Origin of the sequence: Pseudomonas sp. FP603 (assembly GCF_030687415.1) — a bacterium.
Taxonomy (GTDB): Bacteria; Pseudomonadota; Gammaproteobacteria; order Pseudomonadales; family Pseudomonadaceae; genus Aquipseudomonas; species Aquipseudomonas wuhanensis.
Genome location: NZ_CP117431.1, coordinates 6,295,006 through 6,307,180, shown reverse-complemented (window position 1 = coordinate 6,307,180; position 12,175 = coordinate 6,295,006). Strand labels below are relative to the sequence as shown.

The 12,175-nt window shown below is 60.7% G+C and carries 12 protein-coding genes; 9 read left to right on the top strand and 3 right to left on the bottom strand.

Annotated features, from left to right (window positions below):
• Window positions 1-3: 3 nt before the first annotated feature.
• Window positions 4-411, bottom strand: coding sequence for a TIR domain-containing protein (locus tag PSH65_RS29140; RefSeq protein ID WP_305423920.1), 408 nt, complete (start codon window positions 409-411; stop codon window positions 4-6).
• Window positions 412-623: 212 nt separating this feature from the next.
• Window positions 624-1,655, bottom strand: a complete 1,032-nt coding sequence (gene rsgA, locus PSH65_RS29135; RefSeq protein WP_305423918.1) for a small ribosomal subunit biogenesis GTPase RsgA — start codon at window positions 1,653-1,655, stop codon at window positions 624-626.
• A gap of 108 nt (window positions 1,656-1,763) precedes the next feature.
• On the opposite strand from rsgA, the gene orn reads away from it, so the two are divergent.
• Together orn and PSH65_RS29125 are read left to right on the top strand one after the other, a co-directional pair.
• Entirely contained in the window at window positions 1,764-2,306 is a 543-nt protein-coding gene (gene orn / locus PSH65_RS29130) for an oligoribonuclease (RefSeq protein ID WP_008068863.1), read from the top strand.
• A gap of 98 nt (window positions 2,307-2,404) precedes the next feature.
• Entirely contained in the window at window positions 2,405-3,016 is a 612-nt protein-coding gene (locus tag PSH65_RS29125) for a trimeric intracellular cation channel family protein (protein ID WP_030128339.1), read from the top strand.
• A 2-nt stretch (window positions 3,017-3,018) separates the two neighbouring features.
• Here PSH65_RS29125 and queG read toward each other — a convergent pair whose 3' ends face one another.
• The gene (gene queG / locus PSH65_RS29120) at window positions 3,019-4,083 is read right to left on the bottom strand and encodes a tRNA epoxyqueuosine(34) reductase QueG (RefSeq protein ID WP_305423914.1); all 1,065 of its coding nucleotides are present in this window, start codon (window positions 4,081-4,083) and stop codon (window positions 3,019-3,021) included.
• A 63-nt stretch (window positions 4,084-4,146) separates the two neighbouring features.
• Between queG and PSH65_RS29115 the strand changes: the two genes are divergently transcribed.
• From PSH65_RS29115 to hflX, 7 genes are all read left to right on the top strand, one after another.
• Window positions 4,147-5,646, top strand: a complete 1,500-nt coding sequence (locus tag PSH65_RS29115) for an NAD(P)H-hydrate dehydratase (RefSeq protein ID WP_305423913.1) — start codon at window positions 4,147-4,149, stop codon at window positions 5,644-5,646.
• Window positions 5,634-6,104, top strand: coding sequence for a tRNA (adenosine(37)-N6)-threonylcarbamoyltransferase complex ATPase subunit type 1 TsaE (tsaE, locus tag PSH65_RS29110; RefSeq protein ID WP_305423911.1), 471 nt, complete (start codon window positions 5,634-5,636; stop codon window positions 6,102-6,104). Before PSH65_RS29115 ends, tsaE begins: the two co-directional genes overlap by 13 nt.
• The gene (locus PSH65_RS29105; RefSeq protein ID WP_305423909.1) at window positions 6,105-7,532 is read left to right on the top strand and encodes an N-acetylmuramoyl-L-alanine amidase; all 1,428 of its coding nucleotides are present in this window, start codon (window positions 6,105-6,107) and stop codon (window positions 7,530-7,532) included.
• A complete protein-coding gene (gene mutL / locus PSH65_RS29100; RefSeq protein ID WP_370694673.1) occupies window positions 7,529-9,439 on the top strand; it encodes a DNA mismatch repair endonuclease MutL in 1,911 nt (636 codons plus the stop codon). The genes PSH65_RS29105 and mutL overlap by 4 nt, the downstream gene beginning before the upstream one ends.
• The gene (gene miaA, locus PSH65_RS29095) at window positions 9,439-10,410 is read left to right on the top strand and encodes a tRNA (adenosine(37)-N6)-dimethylallyltransferase MiaA (protein ID WP_305423907.1); all 972 of its coding nucleotides are present in this window, start codon (window positions 9,439-9,441) and stop codon (window positions 10,408-10,410) included. The genes mutL and miaA overlap by 1 nt, the downstream gene beginning before the upstream one ends.
• Before the next feature lie 94 nt (window positions 10,411-10,504).
• A complete protein-coding gene (gene hfq, locus PSH65_RS29090) occupies window positions 10,505-10,765 on the top strand; it encodes an RNA chaperone Hfq (RefSeq protein WP_007902656.1) in 261 nt (86 codons plus the stop codon).
• 12 nt (window positions 10,766-10,777) lie between these two features.
• Window positions 10,778-12,079, top strand: coding sequence for a ribosome rescue GTPase HflX (gene hflX, locus PSH65_RS29085; protein WP_305423906.1), 1,302 nt, complete (start codon window positions 10,778-10,780; stop codon window positions 12,077-12,079).
• Window positions 12,080-12,175 lie beyond the last annotated feature (96 nt).

The following is a 12,175-nucleotide window of genomic DNA, read 5'->3' as shown; positions in this document are numbered from 1 at the left end:
GGTTCACCCCGCTGCATGAGTGCGAATGGCACCGATGATGCTATTGGTGTTCCACGCACATTCCGCGTGCGCCGCCCGGCGTACCACCGTGGAAATCCGCTCCGCACCAAACGGCTTGACCGCGATAATCACCTTGTTCATGCGCTTGGCGATCTCGATTTCCTTGTTGATCCACTTGCTGTAGGTGGAATACATGCCTGCCATGATCAGCACTGCCGAGCAGAGCCGAATTTTGTTTTCGATGGCTTCTTCAAGTTGTTTGTCGGTTTTCGCGCCGATGATCGGATTGTCCGGTGGCACCGAAAAATTCTTGAACGTGAAGCCGGGTTTTGCATTGAGCAGGCGGACCAGATTGTCGTGGGCGTCTGAGTAGTTCCACGAGTGGCTGATGAACAAATGATAGGTTTGCATGGCTGTCCCTCGGTATCGCCAGAAATGCGATGAGGGCTCGAATGTATGCACTTGAATGGCCGCAACAAGGCCTTGGCGGTTAAAGAGACGCGTCCTTCAGGCAGGCGCGAAGAAGCCTTACAGAGAGGTCTGACGTTTAATTGAGGGGGTTTTTGTGGGATGCCACGAACGACCACCGCCCCGTACGAGTCAGGGGCGGCTGGCACGTCTGTTTAGTAGCTGGTTTCGGGCAGGCTAGCGATGATCGAGCGGTAGCTGTTCATCCGTTGCTGCTGCACGCGGCCCTCTTCCAAAGCCTTGAGCAAGGCGCAACCCGGCTCGCGGTCGTGCTTGCAGTCGCGGAAGCGGCAGGTGCCGATCAAGTCGTTGAACTCGATGAAACCGGCTTCGACGTCGGCACGGCTGACGTGGCCCAGGCCGAACTCACGAATACCTGGGGAGTCGATCAACTCACCGCCACCGGGGAAGTGGAACAACCGCGCGGTGGTGGTGGTGTGGGTGCCCTGGCCCGACAGCTCGGACAGCGGGCCGACGCGGGTGTCGACTTCCGGCAGCAAGCTGTTGACCAGCGACGACTTGCCGACGCCGGACTGGCCGACGAACACGCTGATGTGCCCGTCCAGCTGCTTCTGCAACTGCTCCATGCCATTGCCGTGGTGCGCCGAGACTTCCAGCACCGGATAACCCAGCGTGCGGTAAACCGCCAGCAAGGCATTCAGCGCCGGGGCGTTCTGCTCGTCGATCAGGTCGAATTTGTTCAGCAGCAGCAACGGCCGAATACCGGCGTGTTCCGCAGCGACCAGATAACGGTCGATCAAGTTGGCATGAGGCTCGGGCAGCGGCGCGAAGACGATGACGATCATGTCGACGTTGGCCGCCACCGGCTTGAGCTGGCCACGGCTATCCGGGCGGCAGAGCTCGGTTTTGCGCGGCAGTTGCGCCACGATCACGCCGATGCCCTGGTTGCCGGCACGCCACACGACCTGATCGCCGGTCACCAGCGCTGGCAGGTTGGCGCGCAAATGACAGCGGAACACCTGGCCGGCCAATTCGCCATCGAGGGCCTCGACTTCGACCTGCACACCGAAGTGCGCGATCACCAGGCCCGTCTGTTCCGGACCCAGGTCGCCGCCTTCGAGGGCCTCGACAGCCGAGGACTCGCGTTTGGCGGCGCGGGCAGCGCGCTCGCCCTGAATCTTTTCGATGCGCCAGTTTTGACGACGATTGAGTTGGCGTTTGGCCATGGGTGTTCCGTATCGAGAATGCAGCGATTAGGTAAAACGGCCGCGAGTTTAGCACGCCCGGTGGCCTCCCCTAGGCTAAACTGCGCACCTACGCCGAGGAGCCGACTCATGCAAAACCCGCTGAACCTGATCTGGATCGACCTGGAAATGACCGGTCTGAACCCTGATACCGACGTCATCATCGAGATGGCCACTATCGTCACCGACAGTAATTTGAACACCTTGGCCGAAGGTCCGGTGATCGCCATCCATCACAGCGACGAGATTCTCGCTGGCATGGATGAGTGGAATACCCGTCAGCATGGCGGCTCCGGGCTGACCCAGCGGGTTCGCGACAGCCGCATCAGCATGGCCGAAGCCGAAGCCGAGACCATCGCCTTCCTGGAAAAATGGGTGCCGAAGGGCAAGTCGCCGATCTGTGGCAACAGCATCTGCCAGGACCGTCGCTTCCTTTATACCCACATGAAGTCGCTGGAAAGCTATTTCCACTACCGCAACCTCGATGTGTCGACCCTCAAAGAGCTGGCCGCTCGCTGGGCACCGGACGTACGCGACAGCTTCAAAAAGGGCAGCACCCACCTGGCCCTGGACGACATCCGCGAATCGATCGCTGAGTTGCAGCACTACCGCAAGAATTTCATCAAGTTCTGATAGGTAAAAGGTAAGGCTTTTGTGGCGAGGGAGCTTGCCCCCTTTTGGTGCCCTGACGATCTGAGTAGACTGCGCGCCTTCCTGTAAGGACCGCCACTATGTTGCTGATGCTCTACCTGATCGCCATTACCGCCGAAGCCATGACTGGCGCCCTGTCTGCGGGGCGTCGCGGCATGGACTGGTTTGGCGTGGTGTTGATTGCATGCGTCACGGCGCTGGGCGGCGGTTCGGTACGCGACGTGTTGCTCGGCCACTACCCGCTGACCTGGGTCAAACACCCGGAATACCTGGTGCTGACCTCCGTCGCGGCGATGCTGACGATCTTCATCGCCCGCTGGATGCGTCATCTGCGTTCGCTGTTTCTGGTGCTCGACGCGGTGGGCCTGGTGGCATTCACCCTGATCGGCTGCATGACGGCGCTGGAAATGGGCCACGGCATGCTGGTGGCCTCGGTCAGCGGGGTGATCACCGGGGTGTTTGGCGGCATCCTGCGGGACATTTTCTGTAACGACATCCCGTTGATCTTCCGCCGCGAACTCTACGCCAGCGTCTCGTTTGCCGCTGCGTGGTGCTATCTGCTCTGCATCTATCTGCAATTACCCGGTGAACAGGCAATCCTGATCACCCTGTTCGGTGGCTTCCTGCTGCGCTTGCTGGCGATCCGTTTCCACTGGGAAATGCCCAAGTTCGTTTATAACGACGAGGCCTGACCCTACGCGAGTCCGTGTTGTTTCAGCGCCCATTCGACGTGCTCGCGTACCAGCTCCGACGGATAATCCCGTCGGGCCTTCAGCGCTTCCAGCACCGGAATGCTCGACGGCGCATTACCCAAGCCGACCGCCAGATTGCGCAACCAGCGCTCGTAACCGGCCCGCCGTAACGGCGAACCCTCAGTACTGCTGAGGAATTTTTCTTCGTCCCACATGAACAGCTCGGCCAGTTCGGCGTTGTCCAGGTTATGCCGGGGTTTGAAGTCGCTTTCCCCGGAAGGTCGGGCGAAGCGGTTCCACGGGCAGACGATCTGGCAGTCATCGCAACCGAATACCCGATTGCCGATCAATGGCCGCAAATCTTCGGGGATCGCACTTTTCAGTTCGATGGTCAGGTACGAAATGCAGCGCCGGGCGTCCAGTACATACGGACCGACGAAGGCGTTGGTCGGGCAGATGTCCAGACAGGCGGTGCAGCGACCGCAGTGTTCGGTGGCGTGAGGCGGGTCGACCGGCAGCGGCAGGTCGACGAACAGTTCGCTGAGGAAGAAGTAGCTGCCGGCCTTGCGATTCAAGACCAGGGTGTTTTTGCCGATCCAGCCCAGGCCAGCCTGTTCGGCGATGGCTTTTTCCAGTACCGGGGCGCTGTCGACAAAGGCGCGATAGCCGAACGGGCCGATCACTGCCTGAATTTTTTCCGCCAGTTGTTGCACGCGTTTACGGATCAATTTGTGGTAATCGCGGCCCAAGGCATAACGCGAGACGTAGGCTTTTTCCGGTTCGGCCAGGCGTTTGGCCATTTCGGTGTCGCCCGGCAGGTAATCCATGCGCAGGGAAACGACCCGCAGGGTGCCCGGCACCAGTTCTTCCGGGTGCGAACGTTTGCTGCCATGGGCGCCCATGTAGTCCATTTCGCCGTGGTAGCCGGCCGCGAGCCAGCGCTCCAGGTGCTGCTCATGCTCGGCCAGGTCGAGGCCGCTGATGCCGACTTGCTGAAAGCCCAGCTCGCGGCCCCAGTCCTTGATGGATTGGGCGAGGGCGGGCAGGTCTGTGGTAATAGCGGGCATGAGGCGAGAGAAACCGGAGCTGAGGTGCGTATAATTCTGCCAGACATCGGAGCCTGAAGACGCATGCCGCACACTAAAGATGAATTACCCGACGCGCTGTATAGCGCCGCGCAAGTCCGCGGGCTCGATGCGAGCCTGATCGCGGCCGGTACACCGGGCTTCGAATTGATGCAGCGTGCGGCGCGGGCAACCTGGCGCGCGCTGGTCCGTCATTGGCCGACCGGGCACGAACTGAGCGTGGTAGCCGGCCACGGCAATAATGCGGGCGATGGTTATCTGGTGGCCGTGTTGGCCCGACGTGCCGGCTGGCACGTACGGGTGCTGGCCGCCGGTGATCCCGGGCGTTTGCAGGGCGATGCCGCATCGGCCCATGCCGAGGCAGTAGCCGAAGGCGTCGCCATTCAAGACTGGAACGCGCATTCAGAACTGCGTGGCATTGTGCTGGATGCCTTGCTCGGCACCGGCCTGACCGGGGAAGTACGCGAGCCATACGCCAGTGTCATTGCCGCGATCAACGCCAGTGGGCTACCGGTTGCGGCGGTGGATATACCTTCGGGGCTGTGCGCCGATACGGGCCGCATACTCGGCATTGCGGTTCGAGCCGACCTGACGGTGACGTTCATCGGCTTGAAGCTGGGTCTGTTCACCGGTGACGCTGCGGATGTGGTTGGCGACTTGGTATTCAATGATCTGCTAGCCGCTCCTGAGACGTTTATCGGGGCCACGGTCAGCGCTCGTCGCCTGACGGCCGGTAATGTGCCGCGTCTGACTGGTCGCGCTCCCACTTCCCACAAAGGCAAATTTGGCCACGTATTGCTGATCGGCGGCGATCGCGGTTTTGGCGGCGCCATCCTGCTCGGTGCACAAAGTGCTTTGCGCAGCGGTGCCGGCATGGTGTCTGTGGCCACTCGCAGCGAGCATGTTCCGGCTGCATTGGCGCGTTTGCCTGAAGCGATGGTGCTCGGCATTTCGTCGGCCAATCAATTGATGGGGCTGCTTGAGAGAGTCACGGTGCTGGTCGTCGGCCCAGGGCTGGGGCAGGCCGCCTGGGGGCGCAGTCTGTTGTCGGCCGCGGCCAATGCGCTGCTGCCGCAAGTATGGGACGCCGATGCGTTGAACCTGTTGGCCGAAGGTGGCGTGAGTTTGCCCGCAGGTAGTGTTATCACGCCGCACCCTGGCGAGGCGGCGCGATTACTGGGGGTGTCGACGGCCGATGTTCAGGCCGATCGTCCGGCCGCTGCCCATGCGTTGAGCAAAAAATATACAGCGGCGGTGGTTCTCAAGGGCGCTGGCAGCCTGATCGCCAGCCCCGATGGGCGTCTGGCGCTGTGTCATCAGGGCCATCCGGCCATGGCATCTGCCGGTTTGGGTGATGTGCTGGCCGGTCTGGTCGGCGCCTTGCTCGCTCAGGGCATGGACGCATACGACGCGGCGTGCCTGGCGGTCTGGCTGCACGCCAATGCCGGCGCGCAACAAGGTAAATATGGCCGCGGGCTGGCGGCCAGTGATCTGATTCCAGCCATTCGTCAGTTGTTGGAGGAGCAAGCACCGTGTCTGAAGTAACCCTGTACCTGGCCGATGAACAGGCCATGAGCGACTTTGGCGCACGTATCGCCAAAACCACCCAAGGGCACGGTCTGATTTTTCTCGAGGGAGATCTGGGGGCGGGGAAAACCACGCTGTCCCGGGGCATTATCCGGGGGCTGGGGCATACAGGCGCGGTAAAAAGTCCGACCTTCACCCTGGTCGAGCCTTACGAGATCGGCGCCATCCGCGCCTTCCATTTCGACCTGTATCGTCTGGTCGATCCGGAGGAGCTGGAGTACCTCGGCATCCGCGACTATTTCGAAGACGATGCACTGTGCCTGATCGAATGGCCCCGGAACGGTGCAGGCTTTTTGCCAAAGCCCGACCTGACCATTACCATTACCCCGCAAGACAGCGGACGTTCGCTGAAAATTTTGCCCCAGGGTTCGCGTGGCGAGTCGTGGTGTGCCGTTTTGGTATTGGAATCCAAATAAATGATGGGGTTAGGTATGCGCTTTCGCGCGTTGGTTGCTGCCGTAGGATTGTTGTTTCTGGCGGTGACCGTCGACGCTGTGGCCGAGACGAAGGTCAACAGTGTTCGCCTGTGGCGGGCGCCGGACAACACGCGACTGGTGTTTGATCTGACAGGGCCTGTCCAGCACAGCGTTTTTACCCTGACCTCCCCGGATCGGCTGGTGATCGACATCAATGGCGCATCCCTGGGATCGCCGCTGAACGTCAATACCTCCAACACTCCGATCACCGCCATGCGTTCGGCTCAGCGTACGCCGACCGATCTGCGAGTGGTCATCGACCTGAAAAAGGCCGTCACGCCGAAAAGTTTTACCTTGGCGCCCAACGCCCAATACGGTAATCGCTTGGTGGTCGACCTGTTTGATAACGCCGCCGACGCCGCGCCAATTCCTGTGCCGACTAACGTCGCGACTGTGGCGCCGGTGCCGGTCACGCCAGTCGATCCGCCGGTCAAGCTGCCGCCTGCCCCGGCCGGCAAGCGCGACATCATTGTGGTGATCGATGCCGGTCACGGTGGTGAAGACCCAGGCGCCTCGGGCTCGCGCGGTCAGCGTGAAAAAGACGTGGTGCTGGCCATCGCCCGTGAACTGCAGCGTCAGGTCAATGGCATGAAAGGCTTCCGCGCCGAACTGACGCGTACCGGCGACTACTTCATTCCGTTGCGCGGCCGTACCGAAATTGCCCGCAAGAAGGGCGCCGACCTGTTCGTTTCGATCCACGCCGACGCCGCGCCTTCGGCCGCCGCGTTCGGTGCGTCGGTGTTCGCTTTGTCTGACCGCGGCGCTACGTCGGAGACCGCCCGTTGGCTGGCCGACAGCGAAAACCGTTCCGACTTGATCGGCGGTGCCGGCAACGTCAGCCTCGATGACAAGGACCGCATGCTGGCCGGCGTGCTGCTCGATCTGTCGATGACCGCTTCCCTGACCTCCAGCCTCAACGTTGGCCAGAAAGTCTTGAGCAACATCGGTCGCGTCACGCCGCTGCACAAACAACGCGTGGAGCAAGCCGGGTTCATGGTACTGAAGTCGCCGGACATCCCGTCGATTCTGGTGGAAACCGGGTTTATCTCCAACGCCAACGAAGCTTCCAAGCTGGCCGCAGCGAACCACCAGCAGGCGCTGGCGCGTTCTATCAGCAGCGGCGTACGGCAATTTTTCCAGCAGAATCCACCGCCGGGCACCTACATTGCCTGGTTGCGCGACTCCGGCAAAATCGCCCAGGGCCCGCGTGACCATCGCGTCAATCCCGGCGAAACCCTGGCGATGATCGCCGTGCGCTATCAGGTGGCTCCGGCCACCTTGCGCAGCGCCAACAACCTCAAGAGCGACGAGCTGAAGATCGGTCAGACATTGACCATCCCCGGCACTGAACTGGCGGCCAAAGAATGAACCAGGTGCTGACCAACACCGCGCGTATCGAGCTGCTCAGCCCGCGGTTGGCGAACCAGATTGCTGCCGGTGAAGTGGTTGAGCGCCCGGCCTCGGTGATCAAGGAGTTGCTGGAGAACAGCCTCGACTCCGGAGCCAAACGCATCGATGTTGATGTGGAGCAGGGCGGCGTCAAGCTGCTGCGGGTGCGCGATGATGGCAGCGGCATTTCTGCCGATGACCTGCCGCTGGCCCTGGCCCGTCACGCCACCAGCAAGATTCGCAATCTGGAAGACCTTGAACAGGTGATGAGCCTGGGGTTTCGTGGTGAGGCGCTGGCGTCCATCAGTTCCGTGGCGCGCCTGACTCTGACCTCCCGCACTCGCGATGCCGATCAGGCCTGGCAGGTGGAAACCGAAGGCCGCGACATGGCGCCTCGTGTACAACCGGCGGCCCATCCGGTGGGGACTTCGGTGGAAGTGCGCGATTTGTTCTTCAATACCCCGGCGCGCCGCAAATTTCTAAAGACCGAAAAAACCGAATTCGATCACCTGCAAGAAGTGATCAAACGTCTGGCGCTGGCGCGGTTCGATGTGGCGTTCCATCTGCGTCATAACGGCAAAACCATCCTCAGCCTGCACGAAGCCCATGATGACGCGGCCCGCGCCCGGCGTGTGGCGGCGATCTGCGGGGCGGGTTTCCTGGAGCAGGCGTTACCGATCGAGATCGAACGCAATGGCCTGCATCTGTGGGGCTGGGTCGGGTTGCCGACCTTCAACCGCAGCCAGGCGGACTTGCAGTATTTCTTTGTGAATGGCCGCGCCGTGCGCGACAAACTGGTGGCCCATGCGGTGCGCCAGGCTTATCGCGACGTGCTGTTCAACGGTCGGCACCCGACGTTCGTGCTGTTTTTCGAAGTCGATCCGGCGGGCGTCGACGTCAACGTGCACCCGACCAAGCACGAAGTACGCTTCCGTGACGGGCGCATGGTTCACGATTTCCTCTATGGCACCTTGCACCGCGCCCTCGGCGATGTGCGGCCGGAAGATCATCTGGCCACGCCTGTTGCGACGGCCATTGTCAGGCCCACCGGGCTCGACGCCGGTGAGTTTGGTCCGCAGGGCGAAATGCGTCTGGCGGCCAATGCGCTGCTGGAACAGCCTCAGGCACAACCGTCGTTCAACACGCCGGCTGGCTCGGGCGCTGGTGCCGGTTATCAGTATCAGTACACGCCGCGGCCTCAGTCCGGCGTGCCCGTCGCTGAAGCCCAGGCGGCCTACCGTGAGTTTTTCGCGCCACTGCCCGAAGCCAACGCGGTCGCGCTGCCGGCCGGGCAGGACGACATTCCGCCGCTGGGTTACGCGTTGGCGCAGCTCAAGGGCATCTATATTCTTTCGGAAAACGCCCAGGGGCTGGTACTGGTGGACATGCACGCCGCCCACGAGCGGATCATGTACGAACGCCTGAAAATCGCCATGGCCAGCGAAGGCCTGAGCGGTCAGCCGCTGTTGGTGCCGGAGTCCCTGGCGGTCAGTCAGCGCGAAGCCGATTGTGCCGAAGAACACGCCGCGTGGTTCCAGCGGCTGGGTTTTGAGTTGCAGCGTCTTGGCCCGGAGTCGCTGGCGATCCGGCAAATCCCCGCGTTGCTGAAACAGGCTGAAGCCAATCGACTGGTCAGCGACGTTCTGGCGGATTTGATGGAATATGGCACCAGCGACCGGATTCAGGCACACCTGAACGAACTGCTCGGCACCATGGCCTGCCACGGCGCGATTCGCGCGAATCGGCGTCTGGCCTTGCCGGAAATGAACGGTCTGCTGCGGGACATGGAAAACACCGAACGCAGCGGTCAATGCAACCATGGCCGACCGACCTGGACCCAATTGGGCCTGGACGATCTGGACAAACTGTTTTTGCGCGGTCGTTGATGAGCCAGCTCCCTCCTGCGATTTTCCTGATGGGGCCGACGGCTGCCGGCAAGACCGACCTGGCCATCGAACTCACCAAGGTCCTGCCTTGCGAGCTGATCAGCGTCGATTCGGCGCTGGTTTACCGTGGCATGGACATTGGCACCGCCAAGCCTTCCAAAGAGTTGTTGGCCGAATTTCCGCATCGCTTGATCGATATTCTCGACCCGGCCGAGAGTTATTCGGCTGCGGATTTTCGTCGTGATGCGCTAGAGGCCATGGCCGAGATCACCGCGCGGGGCAAAATCCCGCTGCTGGTAGGCGGCACAATGCTCTACTACAAGGCTTTGCTCGAAGGTCTGGCCGACATGCCGGCGGCCGATCCGGACGTGCGTGCGCAAATCGAAGAAGAGGCTGCACGCCTTGGCTGGCAAGCCCTGCACGATCAATTGGCGGTCATCGATCCGCAATCCGCAGCGCGAATTCATCCGAACGATCCGCAGCGCCTCAGTCGAGCGCTGGAAGTTTATCGCGTCAGCGGTCAGAGCATGACTGAGCTACGCTTGCGACAATCTGCGCAAAGTACTGAAGCAGCCGCTTCGGGACTGCAACAATTGCCCTATACTGTCGCGAACTTGGCCATCGCTCCGGCAAATCGCCAGGTACTGCACGAGCGCATTAAACAAAGATTCACAAATATGTTGGAACAGGGATTCATCGACGAGGTCGTAGCCCTGCGAGATAGAGGTGACCTGAATTCGGGGATGCCGTCTATACGTGCTGTAGGCTATCGACAAGTCTGGGATTACCTGGATGGCAAGCTGACGCAAGCCGAGATGCAGGAGCGTGGAATCATTGCCACGCGCCAATTGGCAAAGCGCCAGTTCACCTGGCTGCGCAGTTGGGCTGATTTACACTGGTTGGACAGCCTCGATTGCGACAATCTGCCGCGCGCCTTGAAATACCTCGGGACCATCTCCATATTGAGCTGAGTCCTTGCAATTGCCGTCTATCCTTGGGGGTGTGACGGCCCCAAGCCATCTGTTTACCTATTTTTTATATTGAATCCTTAAAGGAGTGCGGCACATGTCAAAAGGGCATTCGCTACAAGACCCTTACTTGAATACTTTACGTAAAGAGAAAGTGGGGGTTTCCATCTACCTGGTCAACGGGATCAAGCTGCAAGGCACGATCGAGTCTTTCGACCAGTTCGTTATCCTGCTGAAAAACACCGTTAGCCAAATGGTTTACAAACACGCTATCTCTACAGTGGTGCCGGTTCGTCCAATTCGTCTGCCTAGCGCAACCGAATCCGAAGCAGGTGACGCTGAGCCAGGTAACGCCTGATAGGAGTCTCCTTTGTTCTTTGAGCGCCACGGTGGTGGTGAACGGGCAATTCTCGTTCACTTGGATGGTCAGGACCCTGAGGCGCGCGAAGATCCGCAGGAGTTTCAGGAGTTGGCAATTTCGGCAGGCGCCGAGACCGTCGCGTTTTTTAACGTGCCGCGTCATCGGCCAACCGCCAAAACCCTGATCAGCAGCGGCAAGGTCGAAGAATTACGCGACCTGGTCAACGCCGAACAGGTCGATCTGGTGATTTTCAATCACATCCTCACGCCCAGTCAGGAACGTAACCTCGAACGTATTTTCGAGTGCCGCGTGATTGACCGCACGGGTTTGATTCTCGATATCTTCGCCCAACGCGCCCGCACCCATGAAGGCAAGCTCCAGGTTGAACTGGCCCAGCTTGAACACATGAGTACGCGGCTGGTTCGCGGCTGGACTCACCTTGAGCGGCAGAAGGGCGGTATCGGTCTGCGCGGCCCGGGTGAAACCCAGCTGGAAACCGACCGGCGCCTGTTGCGGATTCGCCTGCGGCAGATCAAGGGGCGTCTGGAAAAGGTCCGCAGCCAGCGCGAGCAGTCTCGTCGCGGGCGCAAACGTGCTGACATCCCGACGGTTTCACTGGTGGGGTATACCAACGCCGGCAAATCGACACTGTTCAATTCGGTCACCGATTCCGACGTCTTCGCCGCCGACCAGTTATTCGCTACCCTCGACCCGACCTTGCGTCGACTCGAGCTCGATGACCTCGGGCCGATCGTGCTGGCCGACACCGTGGGCTTCATTCGCCACCTGCCGCACAAGCTGGTCGAGGCATTTCGGGCTACGCTCGAAGAGTCGAGCAACTCCGACCTGCTGCTGCATGTGATCGATGCGCATGAGCCTGAGCGGATGGCCCAGATTGAACAGGTCATGGTGGTGCTCGGGGAGATCGGGGCACAAGACTTGCCGATCCTTGAGGTATACAACAAACTCGATTTGCTCGAGGGTGTTGAGCCGCAGATCCAGCGTGATGCCGATGGCAAACCGCAGCGGGTCTGGTTGTCGGCCAAGGACGGTACCGGCCTGGACCTGCTCAAGCAGGCTGTGGCCGAACTGTTGGGCAGTGATTTGTTTGTTGGCACCTTGCGCTTGCCGCAACGTTTTGCTCGACTGCGTGCGCAGTTTTTCGAACTCGGTGCGGTGCAAAAAGAAGAACATGACGAAGAAGGCATCAGCTTGCTGGCCGTTCGCTTGCCTCGGATCGAATTGAATCGACTCGTGAGCCGCGAAGGTCTGCAACCGATAGAATTCATCGAGCAACACACTTTGCAATAAAAGCCTGAGAAAGCGGTTGTGCCGCGGTGACAGGCATTCTGTAGCATTGGTCGGCGCGCCGTGGGTGCGTCTTTGCTTTATCAGATGGAGAGCGCT

What these genes read in the sequence shown, in the direction of transcription:
- PSH65_RS29105 (WP_305423909.1), top strand. Translation starts at nt 6,105, where the DNA reads ATGATGGGGTTAGGTATGCGCTTTCGCGCGTTGGTTGCTGCCGTAGGA.
- orn (WP_008068863.1), top strand. Translation starts at nt 1,764, where the DNA reads ATGCAAAACCCGCTGAACCTGATCTGGATCGACCTGGAAATGACCGGT.
- PSH65_RS29140 (WP_305423920.1), bottom strand. Translation starts at nt 411, where the DNA reads ATGCAAACCTATCATTTGTTCATCAGCCACTCGTGGAACTACTCAGAC.
- queG (WP_305423914.1), bottom strand. Translation starts at nt 4,083, where the DNA reads ATGCCCGCTATTACCACAGACCTGCCCGCCCTCGCCCAATCCATCAAG.
- PSH65_RS29125 (WP_030128339.1), top strand. Translation starts at nt 2,405, where the DNA reads ATGTTGCTGATGCTCTACCTGATCGCCATTACCGCCGAAGCCATGACT.
- miaA (WP_305423907.1), top strand. Translation starts at nt 9,439, where the DNA reads ATGAGCCAGCTCCCTCCTGCGATTTTCCTGATGGGGCCGACGGCTGCC.
- PSH65_RS29115 (WP_305423913.1), top strand. Translation starts at nt 4,147, where the DNA reads ATGCCGCACACTAAAGATGAATTACCCGACGCGCTGTATAGCGCCGCG.
- rsgA (WP_305423918.1), bottom strand. Translation starts at nt 1,655, where the DNA reads ATGGCCAAACGCCAACTCAATCGTCGTCAAAACTGGCGCATCGAAAAG.
- hfq (WP_007902656.1), top strand. Translation starts at nt 10,505, where the DNA reads ATGTCAAAAGGGCATTCGCTACAAGACCCTTACTTGAATACTTTACGT.
- mutL (WP_370694673.1), top strand. Translation starts at nt 7,529, where the DNA reads ATGAACCAGGTGCTGACCAACACCGCGCGTATCGAGCTGCTCAGCCCG.